Here is a 22,018-nt window from a genome sequence, read left to right on the forward strand (position 1 = left end):
GCGTCGTACGATGGATGCTCTCGGCCGGAGAAGGGGACTCTCGGGTCAGTGGGGACGAACAGGCGATACGCCGACGCGGTCGACGCGCGCATGAACGACCGCGTCCTGCAGACCGTCGCTCGCGGGGCGAACCTGCAGACGCTCACCCCGCTCGAGCTGCGCCTCGACGAGAAGCCCCTCACGATCGACCCGAGGCCACGCCGGCGCGTGAAGGCGTGGGTACGGTTCGGAGACACTCCCGTCCAGGTCGACGCGGTCGCCGCACGGTGGACCGCGGACGCCGTCGGGATCGTGTTCACCATCGACGGGCACGAGCACCGGTGCTGGGTGTGGTCCTCGGCTGTCGAGGAGAGGGCTGAGCGGTAGCGAGGCAGACGCGCTCAGATGAGCCTTGGCGCCGCGGTTCGGGATCGTCAACAGCAGGGTCATCGCATGGTTGACTCGCGTGGCGACCGGAGTGAGAGTAGAGCGTTCGAGACCGGAGGAAACTGCAATGGGTCGGTTCAACTACAACGGGCACGCCAAGGTCGAGATCGAGGATCGCGCTCTCGCGCATCTCCAGGTCGTCATAGGCAACAAGCTGAGGCGCGGAGAGCCGTTCTACTTCAGCTGGCGTGAGGAGCCGAGCACGGGCGAAGGTCGCCGGTCCGTCTGGGTCCACCCGCACGCCAACTTGACGTTCCAGTTCTTCGGCAGCCGGTCTCCCTCGCTCAATCGTGACTGGATCGAAGCGCTCGCCCTCACCGCGAACTCCGCCGGCGGACTCCACCTCGTCCCCGAGCCCGCAACGCCCGCCACCACCGACGCGGACCCCGGAATCCACCTCGAGACCTGAACGATTCGCGTCCGCAAACCCCCACCCCCACGGAGATCACATGCCCTACCGCGATCGCGCCCAGGTCGAATCCTGGCTCACGGGCTTCTGGGACACACACAGTCTGTTCGCCGAGGAAGTCAGCGTCGTCGACGACAGCTTCCGTCCCCGGCACCAACAGCGGCATCGTCGTCGTCACCCTCGCCCGCTCCGGCGGCGTAGCCTTCCTCAGCGTGACACTCGTCAACGACCGACCCGTGTGGATGGTCACGCTTGAACCGCGCACCGAAGAAGTCCGCCTCGACCGGGCTGGCATCGCGAACCTCGCCGGCGAGATCGGAGCACTTGGGCTCCTCTGCGAATACCTGCAGACGCGCACCGACGACGCGATCCGACACGCCTGAGTCCTGCCCCGCTCGCTGAGCACATCGAAGCGCAGTATGTGGACCCCGGAAACAAATCTGGTGGAAGCGTGCCGGTTCGGTTATGTTCACGGTTACGGGTACCAGTTCCCCCAACAGCGACATCCCCCAGTCGCGCGGTCCCGATCGAGCCCTCACCACGTTCCGTGAGAGGGCTCGAACCGTGCGCGCGAGGTCGATCCAGTGAGCGCCGATATGCCAGCTGCTAGTGGCTCTCCTGTTCAGCCGAGGTGTCATGAGCGGGTGTGACGGGTCGCTCTGCGTGGGGCAATGCCTGCTCGCGTTCGTCGATGAGGGATTGTCCGGAGATGAGTCCGGGGAGGCCTCGCCCGTGGGCGGTAGCGATGGTCGCGCTGACCGCGACGAGGGCGAACATGCTGGACGCTGCATCCGCGGGCGCGGGTAGCAGTTGGAGCAACCCGTAGCCGCCGATCCCACCCAAGAACCGCAGCAGCCGCGCCAGAAGCGGCCGGAGCGAGCTGCCGGAGTATCTGAGCATGACGGCGATATCGCCGATCGAGCGACCCGAGATGAGTAAGACGATCAGGAAGAGGGCGACGGCTGCAACTCCTCCAGTCAGAGAGCCGAACCGCCCGTCGGCAACAGCCGCGGCGTCGCCAGCGACATAGAGAAGGTACGACTGCACCCCCGTAGCCACCGCGCCCCCGATGAGGGTGAGCGCCACCCAGTCGCAGAGCATAGCCAGCAGGCGCCGTCCCTTCGTCACCGGGTGCGGTCGCTGATTCACGGGGCGTGCACCGCCGCGGAACCGAGACGGCACGGCCAGCGCCAGGATCGAGCCCAACGCCGCGCCCGTGGTGTTGGTGAGCATGTCGTCGACATCGAACACTCGGTACGCGCACGGGTATAGGCCCCACACGCCGGTCAACTGCGTCGTCTCGATCAGCGCCGACAACAACAGCCCCGCGACGCCCGCAACGACCACCCCGCGGCCTCCGAGGATGCGCAAGAAGAAGCCCAGCGGAACGAACAACAGCACGTTCAGCGCGAGCTGCAGGACCGCAGTATCGGTCAGGGCGTGCAACGGGCTGCCCGCGGCGCGCGCCCACGCCCCGCTGATGTCGTCCACAAACTCGAACAGGTTCGTGTTCGTGCCCACGCACACGATGTTCGTCGGATCGGGTAACGGCAGCAGTGTGTACGTCCAGATTGCCCAGCCGTACACGAGCGCCGCGGCCCATACCAGCGTGCGACGCAACCCCACCCGTCCACGTCTGCGATAGCTCACGGCAACGAACGGGACCAGCAGCACTACACCAGCCACCCCAGCAGGACGGCAATCCCGCCCAGCAAGACCTGCTCTGACATCACAGACCGATCCTGCCACCGATGGCGCCTCCGAGCAGCGTGCCAGGGCGCTCGTGTCCGACTTCGGCCCTCGACCGTGCGCCCCCGCCGGGTCAGCTACGGGACGTACTGGTACGGGGTTGTGGGGGTGGGCGTCGTCCAGTAGTTGCCTGTGTTGGGGTTGTATGCGCTCCCCACCGCGCTCGTCCGGTAATTGCCGGAACCGCAGTCGTACTCGACCTTGACGATGAGTCTCACCAGAGACTTCGTGTTATATGTCATCCCGACCGTCGCGCACGATGCGGTGCTGCGCTGCAGCGTGGCGGCGCCCCCCAAGTATCCCGTCGGTGAGGTGCTGCCGTTGGCTTTCTCGACCTGTGAACCGCCGATCGGCGTGCCGCTCGAGTCGACCGTGTACGCGCGAACGTGATGGCCATTGCCGAAGCTCACCCAGCTTGAGTACGTCGTCGCGACGGCGGCACCCACGGGGATGCCGACCAGGAAGCCGCCGAGGAGACACCCTGCGATGAGAAGCCGGGAGCGGATGGATCGGCGCGCGGGGGGCGAGAAGACCTCACTCATCAGTGGACTCGACCGTCGCGGGCAGAATCGGATACTCGCCGATCTGGGTGACGCCGTCGGTGAGGTATACGGGGATGGTCAGCACCCCGTGCGACTGATCAGCCACCTCGTTGGGATCGAGATCAGCCGGTGGCTGAAGAACCTCAGCCAGATCTTTCGCGTAGTAGTAACCGATCTGCCCGTTCGTGGCGATCGCCTCGACAAGGTCAGGGAGCGGCTCGGTCGGGCCGGCGTCGTAACCGTATGTCAGACCCGCGTCGTTCGTGCCGTGGCTGCCCGGCTGAACGCCACGCGCGGGAGCGGGTGTCTCGTATGCGCGTGGCGCGAAAGCGTCGGCGACGTGAACCTCCTGGTCGCCTGCAGGGCGCTCGGCCTCCGGCGACGCAGTGATGGCGTTGACTGCCAATGCGCCCACGATGAAGCCTGCGACGACGGCCGCACCCGCAGTGATTAGTAGCTTCCGCATGGGACGACCTCCTCGGCCAGCTAACAGGCGGACTTGACGACATAATCGCACGAAGAGGACCCAAGCCGCTATCACCGCCGACGGATCCGAAGCTGTTCGAGCTCGAGGACCTCGAGTGACGGACGGCGCGGCGCGACACTACACACAACAACGAAGAGCCCCGGCTCGCCACCCGCGAAGGTGAGCGAGCCGTCATCGACGCGATACCGACACCCGCGACACCAGCCGCCCCGCGAGCGAGGCCCGCGTCGATCGTGTCGCCGCTGGACGTGTTGATGATGAGACGGCCGCTGCTGTTGATCTCGACGGACTGGATCGTCCGGCCGATGAGGGCCATCGAGTCGCCGAACTCTTCCTCGGTGCCGTTGTAGCCGGCCTCCGAAGCGAACTCGCACGCCGACTTCCCGGCCGGGCCGCGGGAACCGTCGACCGAGCGGAGCCGCGTGACGAACGACCCGGACTTGACGATGACCTCCTCCGGGTCGCCCTCCACCCGGAACTGCGGGAGGACGCCGACGTTGGACGAGACGAGGGCCGACAGCCCGACGCCCGACGCAGCCTCGAAGACGTCGAGGGGGTTCGTGAGCGCGAGGTCGTCGACGGCGTAGACGTCGAACGTCGCCCCGGTGACGAGCTGCTGCGTGGTCGGGTTGTAGGCGACGTTCAGGTCGAAGAAGTCGGCCATCAGCCCACCGCCTCAGCACCGCGCTTCGGGACCGAGCCGAGGCCGATCTTCGTCAGCCAGGCGTTCACGGAGGAGATCGCCATGATGCGCGTCAGCACGCCAGCGACGACCGTGATCGACGCGATGACACCGGCGAGCCAGGCGACCCATGACCCGGGAAGGATCTTGGCGAGCTCGGCGAGCACCTGGGGAGCGATGAGCACGAACGCCGCCCAGACCGAGAGCGCCGCCGTGAGGACCTGCACGATGGTCCGGAGGACGCGCTGCGGCTTGAACCAGATCTCCTGCGGAGCGGTGGGAGTGGCGTCGTTGGGGATGCTCATGATGAACCTGCTTTCGGTGTGGTGGGTTCGGTGTCCTCGAGCGGCAGCCCGAGAAGGTGCCCGAGGCCGAGGCGCTCGAGGATGGGGGCGGGCAGCATGGGGAGATCGCCTGCGCGGCCGCGGAGGTCCCAGAGCCACAGCTGCGTCTCGCGTGCCCTCACCGCGTGGTGCATCTCGCTCGACTCCGCCTTGACGGTCGCGAGCTCGTCTCGGATCGGCTTGACCTTCTGCTCGACCCGCTCGTCGATGTACTTCGCGATCTGCGACGCGTCGTCGAATCGGGCGTTGAGCGCGGCCTGCTGCGCTTCCGTCTCGGCGACGGATGTTTCGCCTCTCTTGCCGCGGAGCCCGAGCCACGCCGCGATGACGATCGCCGCAGAGGAGAAGATGATGCTTCCCCAACCGAGGAGGGGATCCATCACGCCCTCCCCTCGGTGGCGCGTTGCGTCGCGTCGCGTCGGCGCCTCCACTCGCGGGTGAGCCAGAAGACCCGCCACACGACGACAGTGGCGAGCCCGGAAGAGGTGCCGGCCACGATGCCTCGAGCGGGGTACTCCCCCGCGGCGGCGACCATGAGCAGCACTCCGTAGGTTGCGAGGATGAAGCCAAGACCGCACTTCGAGACGAGCTCGAGCACCCACAGCGCGGGGAAGGACACCCCGAGCAGGCAACCTGCCGCGAAGACGAGCACGGCCAGCGCTCCGACGTACGAGGCGGTGTCGTTGAAGACGAGCGCGAAGGTAGGCATGCCGCCGTGGATGCCACGGAACGCCCCGATGATCATCAGGATGTCGATCACGGGGAGCAGGTAGCGCTTCACGTCCCGCGCGATCTCTCCTTCGTCGGCGGGGATCGCATCCGGGTGCCAGATCGAAGCCCGCCACAGCGCCCGGACGCCCCTCATCGGAGGAACTTCCGCGCCACCCAGACCTCACGTCCGCCGACCGTGACCCGCGCCCACTTCGCCGATGACGTGGAGCCGTCGACGCCGAGGATGGTGACGACCGTGCCGTGCGGGAGTGCGCCGAGGATCTTGCCCGTCACGGTGCTGGGACGGCTCCGGTAGCGGAGGTCGCTCCCCGGCGTGTGAACTCGCGCCTTCTGGGTGACGAGACGCGACGCGAGGATGTACGCCACAGCATCGGAGTACTTCACCCGGAGGAACCCGCCGACGGCCGATCCGACCGTGACGACCCGGGTGTCCTTCGGGAGGTTCTTCAGACCAGGTGCGTCCTTCGCGGGCGCGGCGAACAGGCGGGTCGCACGCGTCGTGACACGCGCGATGCGCGGGTCGGGAATCGTCAGGGTGTCGCGGATCAACGGGGCGGGGTCGAGGTAGACCGCTCCGGCGACCTTCCGGTACGCGGCCTCGGGGTGAGTCGAGACGACCAGGTGCAGGTGTGGGCCGTTCCACAGCGAACCGCCGTAGCCGGGGTTCTGCGGGTAGTCCGTCCACGCGAGGCGCCCGATGATCTCGCCCTTGCGGACGCGATCGCCGACCTTCGGCAGGTGCGTGGTCTTGGCGAGGTGGCAGTACGCGAAGTACAGCAGGCCCCACCGGAGGACCACCACCCACGCCATCGTCGTCGTGCGGACGACTCGGACCACCTTCCCGACGCGGAGCGCGGGGACGTCGCCGGTGGTGGCGATGTCGATCCCGATGTGCCGGAACCGGACGATCGTGTACGCCCAGCCGAACGCCCAGAAGGCGAGCGACACCGGGGCGGTGAAGAACTGGCGCAGCAGCGTGTTCATGGATGCCTCCTCAGGCGTCAGGTGGTCGGCGGCGGGGTGACGAGCGACCCGTAGAGGCGCGCCATTGTGACGGGCTTGAATGCCATGATCCGGTCTCCTCTCACACGCCGACGGCGAGCCATTGCACGTTGGTGGATGAACCGCCGCCCGCTTCACCGGTCGCGCGGGTCTGAATGCGGAACCCGGTCGATGTGATCAGGGTCGGGAAGGCGAAGTACCAGATGCTCGTCGCCTGGACGAGAACGAGCGGGGTGCTTGTGAACCCGGTGAGGGTCACGTCAACTTGTCCGTTCGGTGCTCCGCTGACGGCGACGGTGCCGCGCTGGATCTTCGTGACGGCACCGTTCTCCAGCCCGAGGTTGGCGCGCGCCGTGGGCGCGTCGCCTGCGCTGGTACCGCCCCGCGCGACGGGCAGCTGACCGGAGGTGAGCTTGCTGGTGTCGTGGTTCGGGATGCGGTCGACGTGGAACGCGCCGGACACGATCTTCGCGGCGTCGAGGTCGGGGATGCGGGCGAGAGCCAACACGCCCGACGTGATCTTCGACGTGTCGAGGTTCGGGATGTCGGCGGCGACGAGCGCGAGGAGCGCCTTGAACACGGCCGGCCAGTAGGTGCGCCGGTCGGTGAGGTTGCCGGGTGCGATCGTCACAGCGGACGCCGCGACGGCGATGTTCGCGAGCGGGAACTCGTAGATCCCGCTGTCGGTCTGGGTGAGGGTGGGCGCGGCCGGTGACGCGGCCGGGGTGCCCTTCTTCACGACCAGGCGGACGTCGTTGACGGACCCGTACTCGAGCCGGAGGACGACGGTGTCGATGCGCGCCTGCGCGGACCCCGCGTCGACCGCGAGGGTTTCCTGCGCGTTGCTCGAGTAGAAGTGTCCACGGACGTAGGCGGTGCCGGCAGCGACCTTCACATTCAGGCCGGACGAGTCCGCGGAGACGGTGAGGCCGCTGATGACCGCGGACGGGAACACCTGCTTGAACATGGCCGAGAACTCGGCGTCGGTCGTTGACCCGTTGACGAACGGGTATGAACGCTGCGTCATGATGCCTCCTCAGGCATGGAAGCGAGAGCCCTGTGGGGCTTCGGAGGTGAAGGGCGGGTCAGTAGTTCGTGATACCCGTGGTGACTTCGACCAGCCCTGACGGTGCGGTCGTCGTCTCAGAGTCGAACAGCAGTTCACCGAACAGGACGTCGCCGGGGCGGAGGGTGATGGTGCTCGCGAAGCTGGGCAGCAGAAGCCACAGTTCGAAGTTGAACTCGGCGGTGTACTTCGTGAACCACCGGAGGGTGGTCGCGCCGTAGTTCCACACCTGCAGGCCGACAGCCCCGGTGCCCGCTCCTCGCTGCGTGAAGTGCGCGCGGCCACTGGCTCGGCTCAGCACCCCGTAGTTCGATCCACCGAAGTAGTCGAAGAGGACGTGCGCGCCACCCGATGCACCGCCGCCGTTGACCCGCGCCACGCGGATGTACCGGCTACCGGTCGGATAGTACGTGCGCGGCGACTGCGGCAGGACCCCGACCGTGTTGCGTTCCAGGTTCGAGATCCGGGCGTCGTGGCTTGTGAGCTCTGAGTCGACACCGGACTCCCAGTCCGTCGCGACGTCGTCACCGATCGTCACGCCGACGAACACGCCCTCCGTGCGAACGGCGATAGCGGCCGCGTTCACCCGGGCCGGCACCTCGACGTCGCCGATGACCGCCGTGACCCAGTCACCGACGGACCACGACACCCCGTAGGTGCCGGCAATGTCCTCAGACGGGACGATCTTCAGCGCGCCGATGGTGATGCCACCCTCGGCGATCGCCGCGTCCCCCGCCTCCTGCAGCTCGGTCGTCTCGTTCGTCTGTCGCTGATCGATGAACCGCTCGATGCGCCGACCCCACACCGCACGCGCAGTGGCACTCTCCCGGGTGATGATCTTCCGGGTGGCACCCTCGCCCTGCCCTGCGACGATGACGTCCGTGACCGTCGGCGCGGCGATGCCGTTCTCGATCGAGTCCAGCTGCTGGTTGTCCAGGTCGAGGCGGATGTCGAGTGTCCGGTCGACGCAGACGCCGGTCACGAAACGCAGCTGCGCGTCATCCTGCCGGATGTCGAACCACAAGTCCGAGCCGATGCTGATCTGCTGCAGCAGCTCGAGCAGGTTCTGGAACCGCGGCGACTGGGTGATCGAGCCACCCACCCCAGTGTTCGTCCCCATGACGAGGCCAGCTTTGCGGCGTGCGACGGGGGCGGCGGGGCCGATGTTGGCGTTGACGTACGCGTGCAGCAGCGTCTCGCGGGCGCCCGAGCGGACGTCGTTCGACACGTTCTGTGTTGCCGGGTTCACGTTCGACGGCTGCGGGTACGCGAGCGCGTCCTCCGCGGCGGTGAGGTCGGAGATCCCGGAGATCACCCATTCACCTTCGAGGGTCTCCGTGTCGACACGTTTCACGGCGGCGGTCATTGGCCCGGAGAGGATGACCCCTCCGGGGCCGGTGACGATGATGCCGGCGCCCTCCTGCGCGAGCTCGGTCGCGAGGGTGTACTCCTGCCCGTCGACGGATGCGGGGAGCGTGACCTGCCATGCGCCGACGCCGCGGAAGCGTGGGACGAACAGGGCACCGGGGAGATAGTCCTCGTCGATCTGTCCGATGCGAGACAGGTCCGCGGCCCTCACTTCGACGGTCAGGTCACGGACGTCCATTCACATCACCAGCTTCCGCTTCACCTTGAAGAAGCCCGTCACGGCCGCACCGGATGCGAGGTCATCCATCTGGATGACCGCTTCGGTGCTGCCCTTCGGGACGAATGGGAACTTGGGTGCCGGGCCGAGGTCCGCGTACCGGTTCGCGCCGAGCTGGTCGAGTATGGTCCACCCGAGGGGCCCGCGCTCGATGGTGACGATCTCGCCAGCGATCAGCGGCGTCTCGAACGTGAACCCGACACCGCCGAGCAGAACGCTCGTCGGACCACCGGGGCCACTGATCCGCCACGAGACGGGCGACGGGGCGTCGCCCGGGTTCTCGACCGTGACCGCCCCGAACGTGGACGACTTCCCCACGTGGAGCTCGGCGAGGTCGGGCAGCAGTCCGACGGGGACCGGTTCCGCGCCGATGGGCCCGATGGTGACGGGCACGTCAGACACCCAGTACGGGTCCGGGCATCGGACTGACAGCACCCATCGCAGGTGCGAGTCACCCCACCCTGCGACCGGGTTGTCCGCCCCGCCGACCCGGTAGAACCCGAGCCGCCACACTTCGCCGGTCGTGTACCGGGCGACGAGCTGCGGGTCCGCTTCGTAGTCGATGATCCGGGCGAGCTCGTTCGCGAGCGTGTTGATCTCGTCCTGCGAGGCACCGAGGATCACGATCGGCCATTCGGCGTCACGCATCCCAACCCGGTGGGAGCGGACCCGCCCGCCCGCGACCGGCGACTCCTGCCATTCGAAGAGATCCGGTGGGAGGCCGAGCCCGGTCACACCGGGTTCGAACACGTAAGGTGTCGTGTTGCCGCCTCGGGTGGCGAGCGGAATGGTGCCCGCAGTCGACTCGATCGAGAACTCGATCACGCCGTCACCTCCGACAGTTCGCTGCGCATCCGCACGAAACCACGCTTGGATGCGAGTCGCTGCGCCGCCCGGTCAACCTGCACCGCCAGCGGTGTCCCCCGCTCGGGGGTGAGCTCGGCGCGCAGGATGAACGTCTCCCCCCGGCCCGAACCGGACAGGCCCTCCTCGAGGGCACGGTTCATCAACCCGGTGTCCACGACCGACTCGGGGCGTCCCGCCTCGGCGAGGACCGCGAGAGTCCCGCCCGCACGGGGCATGATCGTCGCGCCGGCCGCGAGCATCGGGATCGTAGGAAGCGACAGCCCCCACGTCTGACCGCCCACGATGGGCACCCAATCGGGGATCGTGACGCTGATCCCGTTGACCGCGCGGATTGCACTGTTGACGAGACCGATGATCCCGTTCAGGGGAGCCTTCACGACACCGAGGACACCCTTGAAGGCGTTCTCAATGAACCCGCGGACACCGTCGAAGATGTCTCGGAACGCGCGCCCGACAGACTCGACGGCGTTGAGGATGCCGTCCCAGATGCCGCCGAAGAAGTCGCTGATCCCGGACCAGAGACCGTTCCACCAGTTGCTGATGGAACGGCCGACGGAGACGAGTCCGTTCCACAGCGTGGTGAAGTAGTTCGTGACACCGTTGACGATCCCGTTCCACACGTCGGAGATCCACTTGCCGATGCTGGACCAGAGACCGTTCCACCAGTTGCTGATGCGGACACCCATGGTGAAAAGCCACACGATGAACGCAGTCCACAGGGTGGTAACCCAGGCGGTGAATCCGTCCCAGACGCCCTTGATCCAGGCGCCCACGGCGTTCCAGGTTGAACCCCACCAGGACACGAACCCGTCGATGACGGTCTCCAACCAGCCCATGAACCCGCCCCACACGTCGGTCACCCAGGCGACAACGGCATCCCAGTTCATGATGAGCAGGACGAGCGCGGCGATGAGCGCGAGGATGCCGAGGATAATCCACGTGATCGGGTTGGCGAGGAGGGCGGTGTTCATCGCCCACGTCGCGACGGTGACGCCGACGAACGCGACGGCGAGGAACCCGAGCGCACCGATGAGGATCGGCATGACGGCCTCGTTTTCGGAGATCCAGCCGACGAATCCCTGCAGCATCCCGACGACGCCCTCGATCGCGGGCATGAGCGACTCGACGGCCGCGCCGGCGAGGTTCTCCCACGAGTTGTTGAGCTTGTTCAGGTTCCCCTCGAGCGTGCCACCAGCGGCCTCCGCCATCCCGCCATAGGTCGACTCGAGCGAATCGAGGATGACCTTCTGCGCGCCGGCAGTATCGCCAGCCTTCGTCATCGCCTTGATCTGCTCCTGCTGCTGCTCGGTGAGGCTGATGCCCATGCGGCGCAGCTTGCCGGCGGCGGTAGCCGGATCGGCGAGAGCCTTCCCGAGACCTTCGGCGACGCCCGACGCGTCCTTGCCGGTGGCGGCGAGGTCGTTGACGCTGGCGACAGCCTTCTTGTAGTTCTCCTCCGAGATGTCGCCGAACTTGAGGATGCTGTTCCCCGCGGCCTGCAGGTCCTCCTCGGAGATCCCGGACAGCTGCGACAGGGACAGGGTGTAGTCCTCGATCTGCGACGTCGCCATCGCAAACCCGGTGTTCTTGATCAGCACGTCCGTCTGGGCGCTGACCTTCTCCCCGAACTTCAGCTCCTCGACACCTGTCGTGAAGACCTTGACGACGCCGGCCGTGATCGCGGCCGCGCCGACAGCCATCGCTGCCTTCGCGCCCGCGGACCACTTCTTGCCGGACTGCTTGCCGGCGTTCTCCATCTCAGAGCCGCCGACGGACTTCACGACCTGGTCGGTGATGCCCTCAACCGAGGGGACCAGCCTCACCCACGCTGTTGCGAGCTCGACGCCGTCTGCCACGACTGGTCTCCTTCCGCTTCGAGTCCCACCAGTCGTTGAACTTGCTGATCGGGATCGGCATCGAACCGAGCTTGCGCGCCGCGGTCTTCTCCCACGGCCGCTGCAGCCGCTTCGGCTTGGGTGCGTTCTTCTTCCCGGACCGCTGCCAGTTCGCGTGCTGCAGGACGTCGTAGATCGTCGCGAGCAGCTGGTCCGTGACGGGCCAGTGGACGACGCCCTGCACGGACTCGCATGTCGCGGTCCCGGGCGTCTTCTGCCACCTCATGACCAGCACCCACAAGTCACGCCACGAGAGCGTGGACCCGAGTTCGTCGAGCGAACGACCCGCGTTGAGCAGGTCGAACTCGATGGCCTCTGCGTGCAGCTCGATCAGTCGGCAGAGGCTGAGGATTCCCCCACCGTGATGCTCGACGCCTCCTGCCAGCCCTCGAAGATCGCTTGCACCTGGTCGTCGGAGACGAGCTTGTACACGCCGGGCGCGTATGTCTCGAGGAGCTCACGCTGGATGGCGGAGAGCGCGGCGGTCTGCTCGGGCGAGGGCTTGTCGCCGGCATCGATGACGGTCTTCAGCTCGACACCGATCTGCGTCATCCGCTCACGGATGTCGGCGTTGAGGTACTGCATCTTCGGGACGGTGAACGACTCGCCGGTGGGCAAGTCGAACGTCCACTTGTTCTGGTCGATGGACGCCTTCGACTCGGGCACCTTGAACGACATGGGGAACCTCCGGTTGGTGGGGAACGGTGGGAAAAGCCGAGGGCGGGTCTGGTTCCCCTCAGACCCGCCCTCTGGCGTGCACGGTGTCAGGCGCTGACGATGCCGTCGTCCGTGTAAATGTAGATGTTCTTGCCGGCCGCGTCGGGGTAGGTCGACAGGGTGACGGGCAGCTTGATCGCGGAGGACGCGAGGAGCGCGATCTCGCCGCGCTCGGTGACCTGGCCGTGGGGCACGAAGACGAGGGCGCGACGGGTGCCGTCCTTGATCTTGAAGTACCAGGCCTTCACGGGCCGGGACTCGCCGGCGATCGCGGCGCGGATCTGCTTGCCGTGTCCGCTGGTCGCCGCCTCGACGGACACGTTGCTCGCGCCCATGTAGTTCGTGAGCGCACCCTCGGAGAGCTCGAGGTGCGACCAGGCGATGGTGCCCTCAAACTCGGACAGCACCTTCCGGATCACCTTGAGCGACCAGTCCTTGATGGACTCGGTGGTCTCCGAAGGGGTGATCGTGACGCCCTCCTCGTCGACGTAGCCGGAATCGGTGAGTCCGGTGAAGACGAAGTCGTCGATCTGATCGGGGATGACGTCGGTCTCGGGTCCGGTGAGGATCGCTCCGGTGGTCGCCTGGTCGGGCGCGCCGACGAAGACGTTCTTGCTTGACACGGTCATGCGTGGTGCCCCTTTCGGGCGTAGCGAAGCGGCGCCCGGTCGGACGCTCGCGGGGTTGGGGAACTAGACCGCCGTGCGGCGGAGGTCTGCGGAGACGGTGGCCCGGTACCGGAACCGGTCGGGCACGGTCGGGAGGGGCAGGTTCGCGGGGAGCGACAGGACTCGCACCCCGTAGCAGGTGATCCCGCCGAGGGTGCCGGTACGCCCGGCGGACTGCAGAGCGGCGACGGCGTGCGCGGTGATGCGTTCCGCGCGGGTCTCGGAAGTCGCGAACCCTTCGATGAACAGGGTGGGGGTGTCGGTGACGAGATCGCGTTCGGTGCCACCTGTGACGGTGACGCGGATGAACTCGGCGGGCTGCGGGTTCGGAATGCGTGTCCCGGCGTGGAGCCCGTCGAAGATGTCGGGCATCCGCGAGTTGAGCTCGTCGACGAGCGCAACTTCGGAGTCGGCGGGAACGAGGAGTTCGGCCACGGTCACCTCCCGGCGTCGATCGCGTTCGTGAGCGTCCCGTTTTCGGCTTCGGCCTGCATCGCTTCGACGGTCGCTGTGGTGACGAACGCGACGGCGCGGTCACGGTTCTTCGTGACGCGGACCTCGTGGCCGGGCCCGGCGGCAGCAGCGATCCGTTCGGCGCGTGCCTCGAGGTCGGAGGAGATCTGCGAGGACTGCAGCAGGTTGGCGATCGCGTTCGAGTTCAGTTCGATGCGGACACTCCGGACGGTCTTCGGCATCATCCCTCCCAGCGGGTGAGGCGCAACGCTGTGTGGCTCGTGAGCGGGCTGGGACCGGGTTGACGCATCACGCCCCCGGTGACCTGGAACAGGCCGCCCAGGAGGCGCACACGGTCCGTCGCGACCACATCTGCTGTGTAGGGTCCGCGGATCGTGTACTCGACGGCGGAACCGTCGCGGTTCGTCTCGTCTTCGATGGTGGAGCCGGCGTCGACCGCCCACCCGTGGAGGGTGGTCTCGGTCGCGTTGACCCAGTCGCGGGTTTCGTTGCCGCGGCCGTCGTCGACGAGCGGCGCCCGGACGACCACGATCGAGTGGCGGGCGACGGCACCGGTGATCACGGGAGCCGTCCGATCTGGTACGCGGCGAGGCGCCGGGCGGGGGCGGAGCCGTCGTCGATGCCGCCGCCTGCGCGCGCGAAGGTGACGGACACACTGCCGGCCTGTTCGCGCGCGTACCCGAGGGAGGTGCCCAGTGCGGTCGCGGCGAGCTCGAGCGTGAGCGTCTCGATGTTCGCGGGGACCTCCTCGAACCCGGCGGTGTACTTGACGGTCACGTAACGGCCGCACAGGCTCGTCCATCCCGTGTCGGGGTTGAACTCGATCGCGGCAACCTGGTCCTCGGTCCAGACCGTGCCGTCGGCGGTGACCTCGTCGATCGACTGGATCTGCATGGCGGGGAGCCACACGTGCTCGACGAACGGGCCGCGCTGGTGGTGGGTGAGCTGCTTGCGGGGGGCGATGTGCCACCGGCAGAAGTCGCGGATGTCCTGCGTGGCGGCGTTGAGCTCGGACGGCAGGTACGGGTGGGTGGTGGTGGTGATCGCGCCCTGCGAGCGCTGCTCCATGAGCGTCGGGGACGCGAACGGGTCTTCAGCTTCGATGGGCACGATCACCACCTCCTGGTCACTCGGATGCGTCCGGGTCGGACGCCGCCTCGACCGCCGGGGCGGTGGGCTTCTTGGTGGCCGGCTTGACGGCCTTGTTCCGGGGGGCGCGCTCCTTGTTGGGGGGCGTGTCCGCTTTCTCGGCGGGGGCTCGGAACGGGTAGTTCTTGTCGTCGTCGTTCACCTGCACGGTGTGCGGGGTGCCGTCGATCATGATCTCGACCTGCCTGATTCCCATGGGGGTCTCCTTCGGTGCGTGGGGAACGGGGGTCGGGGCGACCAGGCGGAGGTCCTGGCCGCCCCGATTGATCACGGTGCGGCCGTGATCGTGGTCTTCACGAAGCCGACGGGACGACGCACGGCGAGCGCGATGCGCTCCTCCGCACGGATCGTGACGAGGTTCGACGTGAAGTCGGAGGCGTGCGAGTTGGTCGACTCGACGCGGACGCCACCCTTGCGGTACACGGTCGCCGACTGGCCGAACGCGCCGACCAGGACCGTGCCCGTGGCGATCGCCGGGGTGATGACGGTCTTGAGACCCCACACGTTGGGCTGCTCGGACAGGCCGCCGTTGCCGTAGGCGCCGGAGAAGAACCCGCCACCGTAGTACTGGCCGTTGACGTCCTTCGCCAGTCGCAGCGACTGGTAGTCGGACGGGTGGATGACCAGACCGTCGGCGTCGAGACCGGAGCCGGTGGAGACCTTCGTGATGGCACGGAAGATCGTGTCGGCGACGGTGTCGTTCGAAGCGAGAGTGCCGCGCGCTTCGGTCTGCACGCCCGAGCGGTTCAGGATGCCGAGAATGGTCGAGCCGGTGCCCGGGCCGTTCAGCAGCTGCGCCTCTTCGAACTTCGCGAGTTCGTAGAGCAGGCGGTTGTTGATCTCGGAGACGACGAAGTCGAGGTCTTCGACCATCTCGTCCGAGATCTTGATCCAGCCGGCGATCTTCTTGAGCGCGTCGGTGACGGCCGTGGGGTCGGCGACGTGGAGCTGCGGCTTCGCGCCCGCCTCAGCGACGGTCGTGAACGCGCCCTCGAGCGCACCCTCGACGAAGTAGCTGATCGCGTTGCCCGAGAGGGTTCCCGTGCCGAGGAGGTCGGCGACGACCAGGCGCGGGCGCACGGCCTGCACGATGGTGCGGTCGACCTCGGTGAGCGCCGGGGCGAAGACGGAACCGATCACGTGCGTGTCGGTCGCGGCCTTGAACTCGGGGGCGGCCACGGAGGCACCCTTCTCGCCGCGCTTCTCGCGCAGCGCCTGACCGGCGTGCTTCACGAAGTGCTCACCGAGCGACTTCGCGATCTCGCCGATGGCTTCGACCTTGTCGACCGGGATGTCGAGGCCGGAGATCCGGTCCATCATCGCGCTCGACTTCTCCGACCGCTCGATCTTGCCCTTGAGCTCGATCGCCTCGGCGGACTTCGCCTCGAGGTCGGTGATCTCGTCGTCGGTGAGTTCGCGGCCGGACGCCTTCGCGCCGTCCACGATGGCCTGACACTGCTTCTGCAGTGCGGCCAGCTGATCCTTGAGGTTCACGATGTGACCCCTTCCTGCTTCCTCAGAAGCTCTGGATGTACTGGTTGACTGCCAGTGCTCGGGCGGACGGGCTGACGCTGACGTCCTCGGACTTGACGCGGACCGCGCCCTCGTCCTTGACGTCGGCTTGACCGGCGGCCTTCTCCTGGTCTTCGCCTGCCGCGAGCTGCGACAGGACGTCTTCGAGCGGCTTCACGACGCCGGTCTTCACCGCGTCGAGCACACCGCGGAGGTTGTCCTCGTTCTTGGCCGAGAGGACCCGGCCGGCCTTGACGCCGTCGAGGAGCGCGTCGACCGTCGACTTCACGGCGATGATCTCGGTCTCCTGGTTCGCGCCAACGGTGACGACGGACACCTCGTAGAGCTCGAGCTCGCGGAGCTCGTAGAACTCTTCGCCGTCCTTCGTGACCCAGGCGCCCTCGATCACGTCGTACGCGAACGACATCTGATTGAGGCGACCTGCCTTCATCGCCCTGTGCGTCGACGAGCCCTTGGCGGTCTCGAGGTCGATGTACCCGTGGACCCAGAGGCCGTGGTCGTCCTCTTTGGCGTCGACGTGCCCGATGTTGAAGTCGGGGTCGTCCATGCGGTGGCCGAAGAGGAGCGGGATGAGTGCGTCCTTCGAGGCCCACCGTTCGAGGGTCCCCTTGAACGCGCCGGGGATGACGACGTCACCGTACGAGTCCTTGTTGCCGAACACGCTCGCGTAGGCCTGGAACTCGCCCTCCTCGAGGCCGGCTGCTTCGCCCAGCTTCACCTGGACAAGCTGCTTGATCTTCACAGCGGCTCCTTTCAGCCGAAGGTCACTTCGACGTCGCAGGTACATCCCGCGACTCCATCTGCGCCGAGTACCGGATCGCCCGGCCACTTGGCTCCGTTCGAGAACACGTCGTCGATGCCGACGGTTTCGCCGTCCATCGATGCGTGGTCGGGGCGGGGGTTCGCCGAGGTGACGATCCACGTCTTCTGGGCGCCGCCGTTCTGCCGCCCGGCCTCGACCGTCGCGAACGTCGCGAAGGTCGTGACCAGGGTGGCGGCGGTCTGAGTGGACCGCTCCCCCTCGGCGAGGTCGAACACGTGAGCGGGGCCATCCGCGGCGTCTGGGCCGTCGCCATCGAGAATCGCGACAAGCTGATCGCGGGTCGTCGAGTTGATCGCGCCGGCGCGGGACTTCGCGACATCCCGGAGGAAGGCCTCCGTCCGTGCGACGTCGTAGTCGTCCGCGGCGAAGCCCACCGACTCGAGCACGTCGCCCGCGACCTTCGCGGTTACGGTGAGCGCGACGGCGAAGAGATCGTCGGAAAGCTCCGAGTCCCATCGCTCCGCGTCCCACCAACCGGGGGACGCTTTGGCGCCCAGCGCGGACAGGACCGTCTTCCGCTGCCTCTTGAAGAAGGAACGGACGACCTCTTCGGTCTTCTGCTCGTACGTCGCTGGGGGCTGCGCCTTGAGGCGGAGCTTCGTGCCCGCGGCGGGCAGCACCTTGAGTTCGATCTCGCCACGTGAGTTCTGGTTCTGGGTGCCGGAGTCACGGGGTGACGCCTGACCGCCGGTGAGCACGTTGAGCGGTACGACGAGCTCGTCGGCCCCGTCGATCGCGGGCAGGTTGCGGAGCGCGCGGACCTCGTTACGGGTCATCCACGGTGCACCGGCCGACGTCGACAGGATCGCCGCCTGCTCTTCGAAGTCGCCCTGCAGCTTCTCCTCGATGTTGAACTCGACGTACGCACCTTCCGTGCGTGCGATGCGCGGCACCAGGAACGTGTTGATGCGGTCCTCGATGCGGGCGAGTTGCGGTCCGAGAGTCTCGGAGTACAACATCTTCCGGAACTCCTTGGTGTTCGAGAAGTTCGCGTTGTCGAGGATGCCGACCATCACCGGGTTGACGTGGTAGACCGCGGCGACGGTGGACAGGGCGATCTTGGAGACCTCGGCCCACTCCTCTTCGCGGGCGTTGAACCCGAGGCGGCTGAGCGTCATCCCGTCCTCGAGGATCGGTGTGCCGCCGGCGCGCTCACCGTCCATGCCGGTCCAGCGTGCTTTCCAGTCGTCGGCGAACCGCTTGCGGGCGGTGTCGGACCAGGGGGTGTCCTTGGGGCGGGTGATGACGGTGCCGACTCGGCCACCTCGCTGCCAAATCTGCTCCCGGTAGGACCACGCCTGTACCTGCTCGGCCAGGATGTGCTTCAGGGTCTCAACCGGTGACGTGCCGTGCTTCGGGCGGCCCGGGTTCCACCCGTGGAACACGAGCAGGTCGTCCGCGGACACCTCCGTGCGCTGCCCTGACGGGTTCGCGATCACGTACTTGCTGGCGGCGAAGAACGTGCCACCCTTCTGCTCGACCACCCATGACGGCGGGATCGGCTGCAGGAACCAGCCCGACGGTGCGTCGACATCCTCCCCGACTAGCCAGTACGCGACGTCGTAGAGCCCGAGGTCGGAGGCGAGCGTCTCGAGTATCTCGAACATCGTCATCGTCGGGTTCGGGCGCGCGAACAGCAGCGCAAGCGGGTCATCGCGGAGACGGGTGCGGTCCGTGTCCGAGGTGCGCGCGTACGCCTTCAGCCCGAGGTGAGCGATGTTCCGCGCCACGAACGACAGCACGATCCGAAGATGCGGCTGCGTCCGATACAGCTCCTCAGGAGTCATCCCGAGGATCATCGACCGGAAGGTGGGGCCGAGCCACTCGACCGTGACCCGGTCGTTGCGCCCGAACAGCGTGTCGAAAAGTCCCACGCCAGCCCCTCTCGTTCAGTCGAGCACGAGAAGTCCCGTGTGCTCGTAGGCCGACTGGAAGGTCGGCGCAGGTTCGGAAAGCAGTAGACCAACGGCGGCGATCGCGGCCATCAGCGGGGCGGCGTCCTCGGGCGACGACTTCCGGTCGATCACCCAGCCGCCACCATCGAACGTCTTGATCTGCGCGGTCAGAGCCGCGAGGGTCAGCGCCGGCTGCGCACCGTGCGACATCCGGACACGTGCGCGACGGTCCTCGTCGGACTCGCCCTTCACGGCTTCGTCGAGCGCCGCGGCGCGGACCAGGTCGTAGAACTGACCGTGCCACGCGGCGAGCTCGGAGCCCTCCCACGCGTGCACGTCGACGCCGGCACGCTCGAACTCGTCCCACATCGACGACACCGGCGCCCCGCGCCGCTGGAACGCGACATGCTCCGGGGCGACCTTCCGCTCCGGGGACAACAGCCACGGCAGCACCCAGTCAGCGCCAGGCACCCGGGCCACGTTCTCCACACGGATGCGGCCCTCGGTGTCCCAGAAGGCCATCGCCACGTACACGAGCGACCGGTTCATCGTCATGTCGAGCCCGTAGCAGGCGGGCCGGCTCCGGTCACGGGTCACCCCGCGCGCCGCCCGCGCCGCCTTCAGGTCCGCCGCGCCCTCCCACGCCCCGTTCGGGAACGGGCCAGCACCGGCCATGTTCACGAACTGGCACAGCACCTCAGTGCGGAACTCCCACTCCGGGTCCGTGGCGGCCGCGTTCGCGATCGCCCGCTCATCCAGGTCGGTGTACCCCATCGACGGGTTCGCCTGCGCCCACCCGTCACGGTCCCACTTGCCCCGCAGCGGCCCATCCTCACGACCATCGGTCGTCCCGGCGGACCACTCGAACAAGCCGATCGAGTCGAGTTCGATGTCAGCGGCGATCTCGTCGGGCACGTCGTCGAGGCCCTGCCCAGTGATGTTCGCGAGCGCGACCGCCCGCACATGCCGGAGCACGACCGACGACAGGTCGCCCGCGTTCGACACACCCCACACCTGAGCACGCCGGCGAGCGAGAGTCGTCTTCGACGTCGCCGACCATGCCCGCCAGTCCTGATGCTCACGGAGCTCGTCGAAGATGACGAGGTCACCACGGAACCCGCGACCACCGCGACGGTTCGCGGTCGCGATCTTGAACCGCTCACCCCCGTCGAGGAGGAGAAGCTCGGAACCTTTCCCGGCCTTCACGTCCGCGATCTCGTTCGACAGTTCGGGGATAGCCTCCGCGACCGCGACCGCTTCCTCCCACGCCGCCTTTGCGTGCTCGGTCGTCGCGTGCGTCTCGAGGACCATGCGCGCCGAGTCCTGGAACAGGCGCCACAGGATCAGAACCGTGAGGAGCGTCGACTTCCCGTTCTGACGGGCGACGAGCAGCAGCACGGTCCGGAACCGGAACACACACCCCGGACCCTCGAGGAGTTCGAGCGCGTGGACCAGCAGCCACCGCTGCCACTCCAACGACCGCGGCAACAGGCCCAGGTAGTCGGTGTCGTCACCGCGGAGACGGTTCGCGTCCAGCTCCTCGAGCCGGTCACGCATCCAGTCCCAGAACTCGATGACCTCGAACCCGAGCGACGTCTCCGGCGTCAGGTCACGCTTCGGCGGGGTGAAAACCCGCGGTGTCTGACACCCGAGGACCCTACGCTTGGCGCTTCGAGGGGCGCTCGAACTGGGTGACGTTGCCGGGCTTCGACGCTGCGCCTTCGCTCGGGTTCCGCTCATCGTCACCCTCCGGCTTCGGCGCGTTCTTCAGCGACCGCAACTCCCGCTGCAGGCGAACCAGCGGCGTCCCGCCGAGGTCGTTCAACACCCGCGACAGCTTCGCGTGAGCGCTCAGCGCCTTCGCGTCGTCACGCTCATGCCGGTACCGGTCCAGGTCCTCCGCGATCGACTTCGCCTGCGCGACCGACGCCGCGTCAGACGGGACCAACCACTTCATGTGCTCGAGCGCATCCGCGACAGCGTCGCGGATCGTCGTCGGGATCTCCGCGTCACAAGCATCACGCTTAGCCGCCGCGACCACATCAGCCTCCGCACGCTTCCGCGCTCGGTACTTCCGTGCCCGCTCCGCAGCCTCAGCCCGTTTCTCGTCCTCCGACTTCGGCATGCTCTCCTCACAGTGCTCGTGACGCGTACGCGTGATCGTGTGACAGTCACTCCCCCGATGGGGGAAAAACCTGCCGGTGGAGGTGCCTCGGGGTAGGGATGGTGGAGATCCGAACGCCCCTACCCCCTGCGTTCTATTTGCCTGACGTCCGGAAGCCCTGCAACGTGTTCCGGATCCCTTCGGGGGTTCGACCTCCGGACGTCAGGTCAGTCGGTTGCCTCGGGCTTGTCGGGCTGCCACTTCGCGGTGCGGGCGGTGAGCTTGTAGTGGCCGCCGTCTGCGGCCAGGGTGTCCTGCTCGGCGGGGACGTGGTAGGTCTTCCCGTCGAGGGGGCCGCCCTTGAGGGTGAGCTTGCGCATGGGTCAGAACTCCTCGCTGGTGTCGCCGATGCCTGCGGGCATCTCTGCTGTGCCGTGGATGCGGTTGCATCGGCTATGTGTGGGGAGCGCGTTCCGTCTGTCGAGCGCGAGGTGCGGATGCGTCTTCCGCGACTTCGGGTGATGGAGCTCGAACGATGCTGGCTCGTTCGGTGGGCCGTCCCAGTCGATGGTCGCTTGGTGGCAGAGAGCGCACGGTGCGTTCCGCGGCTTCCAGACTGCCTTCAGCTCGGCACGCATCTCTCGGTACTGACGGGACTGGATGACACCGTTGGGCATCGTCTTCTCCCTGTGTTGCGTGCTCGCGTGACCGTGCCGGGCTCTATATAGCCCGGCGCAGTCATTCGGTCCGTGCCCGGCATGGTCCGGCACGGTTGGGAGGGGTTACCCGCGGTGCTGTTTCCTTGATTT

At 67.4% G+C, this 22,018-nt stretch carries 28 protein-coding genes; 3 read left to right on the plus strand and 25 right to left on the minus strand.

Annotated elements, in window-relative coordinates:
- Nucleotides 1–90: 90 nt before the first annotated feature.
- From ACPWUT_RS09530 to ACPWUT_RS09540, 3 genes are all read left to right on the plus strand, one after another.
- The gene (locus tag ACPWUT_RS09530; RefSeq protein WP_425836902.1) at nt 91–366 is read left to right on the plus strand and encodes a hypothetical protein; all 276 of its coding nucleotides are present in this window, start codon (nt 91–93) and stop codon (nt 364–366) included.
- Between the two features lie 127 nt (nt 367–493).
- Nucleotides 494–835, plus strand: coding sequence for an ATP-dependent DNA ligase (locus ACPWUT_RS09535; protein ID WP_425836905.1), 342 nt, complete (start codon nt 494–496; stop codon nt 833–835).
- Nucleotides 836–1,047: 212 nt separating this feature from the next.
- Complete coding sequence (locus ACPWUT_RS09540) at nt 1,048–1,218, plus strand: hypothetical protein (RefSeq protein ID WP_425836908.1); 171 nt, start codon at nt 1,048–1,050, stop codon at nt 1,216–1,218.
- A 223-nt stretch (nt 1,219–1,441) separates the two neighbouring features.
- Here the strand turns inward: ACPWUT_RS09540 and ACPWUT_RS09545 are convergent, their stop codons facing one another.
- From ACPWUT_RS09545 to ACPWUT_RS09665, 25 genes are all read right to left on the minus strand, one after another.
- Nucleotides 1,442–2,509 (minus strand): VanZ family protein, encoded by a 1,068-nt coding sequence (locus tag ACPWUT_RS09545; RefSeq protein ID WP_425836910.1) that lies wholly within the window; start codon nt 2,507–2,509, stop codon nt 1,442–1,444.
- Between the two features lie 152 nt (nt 2,510–2,661).
- Nucleotides 2,662–3,126, minus strand: coding sequence for a hypothetical protein (locus ACPWUT_RS09550; protein ID WP_425836913.1), 465 nt, complete (start codon nt 3,124–3,126; stop codon nt 2,662–2,664).
- Nucleotides 3,119–3,592: a hypothetical protein gene (locus ACPWUT_RS09555; protein ID WP_425836916.1), complete on the minus strand. Its 474-nt coding sequence runs from the start codon at nt 3,590–3,592 to the stop codon at nt 3,119–3,121. Before ACPWUT_RS09555 ends, ACPWUT_RS09550 begins: the two co-directional genes overlap by 8 nt.
- A gap of 684 nt (nt 3,593–4,276) precedes the next feature.
- The gene (locus tag ACPWUT_RS09560; RefSeq protein ID WP_425836919.1) at nt 4,277–4,600 is read right to left on the minus strand and encodes a hypothetical protein; all 324 of its coding nucleotides are present in this window, start codon (nt 4,598–4,600) and stop codon (nt 4,277–4,279) included.
- On the minus strand, nt 4,597–5,019 hold the full coding sequence (locus ACPWUT_RS09565; RefSeq protein ID WP_425836922.1) for a hypothetical protein: 423 nt from the start codon (nt 5,017–5,019) through the stop codon (nt 4,597–4,599). Before ACPWUT_RS09565 ends, ACPWUT_RS09560 begins: the two co-directional genes overlap by 4 nt.
- Nucleotides 5,019–5,504: a hypothetical protein gene (locus ACPWUT_RS09570; RefSeq protein WP_425836925.1), complete on the minus strand. Its 486-nt coding sequence runs from the start codon at nt 5,502–5,504 to the stop codon at nt 5,019–5,021. Before ACPWUT_RS09570 ends, ACPWUT_RS09565 begins: the two co-directional genes overlap by 1 nt.
- A complete protein-coding gene (locus tag ACPWUT_RS09575) occupies nt 5,501–6,355 on the minus strand; it encodes an SH3 domain-containing protein (RefSeq protein ID WP_425836928.1) in 855 nt (284 codons plus the stop codon). Before ACPWUT_RS09575 ends, ACPWUT_RS09570 begins: the two co-directional genes overlap by 4 nt.
- Before the next feature lie 100 nt (nt 6,356–6,455).
- A complete protein-coding gene (locus ACPWUT_RS09580; protein ID WP_425836931.1) occupies nt 6,456–7,400 on the minus strand; it encodes a hypothetical protein in 945 nt (314 codons plus the stop codon).
- Between the two features lie 58 nt (nt 7,401–7,458).
- Complete coding sequence (locus tag ACPWUT_RS09585; RefSeq protein ID WP_425836934.1) at nt 7,459–9,045, minus strand: Gp37-like protein; 1,587 nt, start codon at nt 9,043–9,045, stop codon at nt 7,459–7,461.
- The gene (locus tag ACPWUT_RS09590) at nt 9,046–9,909 is read right to left on the minus strand and encodes a hypothetical protein (RefSeq protein ID WP_425836937.1); all 864 of its coding nucleotides are present in this window, start codon (nt 9,907–9,909) and stop codon (nt 9,046–9,048) included.
- Complete coding sequence (locus tag ACPWUT_RS09595; protein ID WP_425836940.1) at nt 9,906–11,807, minus strand: hypothetical protein; 1,902 nt, start codon at nt 11,805–11,807, stop codon at nt 9,906–9,908. The genes ACPWUT_RS09590 and ACPWUT_RS09595 overlap by 4 nt, the downstream gene beginning before the upstream one ends.
- Complete coding sequence (locus ACPWUT_RS09600) at nt 11,752–12,072, minus strand: hypothetical protein (RefSeq protein WP_425836943.1); 321 nt, start codon at nt 12,070–12,072, stop codon at nt 11,752–11,754. The genes ACPWUT_RS09595 and ACPWUT_RS09600 overlap by 56 nt, the downstream gene beginning before the upstream one ends.
- Nucleotides 12,073–12,176: 104 nt before the next feature.
- Nucleotides 12,177–12,524 carry a hypothetical protein gene (locus ACPWUT_RS09605; protein ID WP_425836946.1) on the minus strand — a complete coding sequence of 116 codons (348 nt, stop codon included), beginning with the start codon at nt 12,522–12,524 and terminating at the stop codon, nt 12,177–12,179.
- A gap of 86 nt (nt 12,525–12,610) precedes the next feature.
- Nucleotides 12,611–13,192, minus strand: coding sequence for a hypothetical protein (locus tag ACPWUT_RS09610; protein ID WP_425836949.1), 582 nt, complete (start codon nt 13,190–13,192; stop codon nt 12,611–12,613).
- Nucleotides 13,193–13,255: 63 nt separating this feature from the next.
- A complete protein-coding gene (locus ACPWUT_RS09615; protein ID WP_425836952.1) occupies nt 13,256–13,666 on the minus strand; it encodes a hypothetical protein in 411 nt (136 codons plus the stop codon).
- Nucleotides 13,667–13,668: 2 nt separating this feature from the next.
- Entirely contained in the window at nt 13,669–13,926 is a 258-nt protein-coding gene (locus ACPWUT_RS09620) for a hypothetical protein (RefSeq protein ID WP_425836955.1), read from the minus strand.
- Nucleotides 13,926–14,267 (minus strand): hypothetical protein, encoded by a 342-nt coding sequence (locus ACPWUT_RS09625; protein ID WP_425836958.1) that lies wholly within the window; start codon nt 14,265–14,267, stop codon nt 13,926–13,928. Before ACPWUT_RS09625 ends, ACPWUT_RS09620 begins: the two co-directional genes overlap by 1 nt.
- Entirely contained in the window at nt 14,264–14,815 is a 552-nt protein-coding gene (locus ACPWUT_RS09630; RefSeq protein WP_425836961.1) for a hypothetical protein, read from the minus strand. Before ACPWUT_RS09630 ends, ACPWUT_RS09625 begins: the two co-directional genes overlap by 4 nt.
- A 16-nt stretch (nt 14,816–14,831) precedes the next feature.
- Complete coding sequence (locus tag ACPWUT_RS09635) at nt 14,832–15,050, minus strand: hypothetical protein (protein ID WP_425836964.1); 219 nt, start codon at nt 15,048–15,050, stop codon at nt 14,832–14,834.
- Between the two features lie 71 nt (nt 15,051–15,121).
- Nucleotides 15,122–16,348 carry a phage major capsid protein gene (locus tag ACPWUT_RS09640; protein WP_425836967.1) on the minus strand — a complete coding sequence of 409 codons (1,227 nt, stop codon included), beginning with the start codon at nt 16,346–16,348 and terminating at the stop codon, nt 15,122–15,124.
- 22 nt (nt 16,349–16,370) lie between these two features.
- Entirely contained in the window at nt 16,371–17,129 is a 759-nt protein-coding gene (locus tag ACPWUT_RS09645; protein WP_425836970.1) for an HK97 family phage prohead protease, read from the minus strand.
- 11 nt (nt 17,130–17,140) lie between these two features.
- Complete coding sequence (locus tag ACPWUT_RS09650) at nt 17,141–19,084, minus strand: phage portal protein (protein WP_425836973.1); 1,944 nt, start codon at nt 19,082–19,084, stop codon at nt 17,141–17,143.
- A gap of 15 nt (nt 19,085–19,099) precedes the next feature.
- Nucleotides 19,100–20,662, minus strand: coding sequence for a hypothetical protein (locus ACPWUT_RS09655; RefSeq protein WP_425836976.1), 1,563 nt, complete (start codon nt 20,660–20,662; stop codon nt 19,100–19,102).
- Nucleotides 20,663–20,762: 100 nt separating this feature from the next.
- Nucleotides 20,763–21,230 (minus strand): terminase small subunit, encoded by a 468-nt coding sequence (locus ACPWUT_RS09660; protein WP_425836979.1) that lies wholly within the window; start codon nt 21,228–21,230, stop codon nt 20,763–20,765.
- A gap of 206 nt (nt 21,231–21,436) precedes the next feature.
- Nucleotides 21,437–21,589 carry a hypothetical protein gene (locus ACPWUT_RS09665; RefSeq protein WP_425836982.1) on the minus strand — a complete coding sequence of 51 codons (153 nt, stop codon included), beginning with the start codon at nt 21,587–21,589 and terminating at the stop codon, nt 21,437–21,439.
- Nucleotides 21,590–22,018: the final 429 nt, after the last annotated feature.

It is taken from the genome of Microbacterium sp. PA5, assembly GCF_049860775.1.
In the GTDB taxonomy this organism is placed as follows: domain Bacteria; phylum Actinomycetota; class Actinomycetes; order Actinomycetales; family Microbacteriaceae; genus Microbacterium.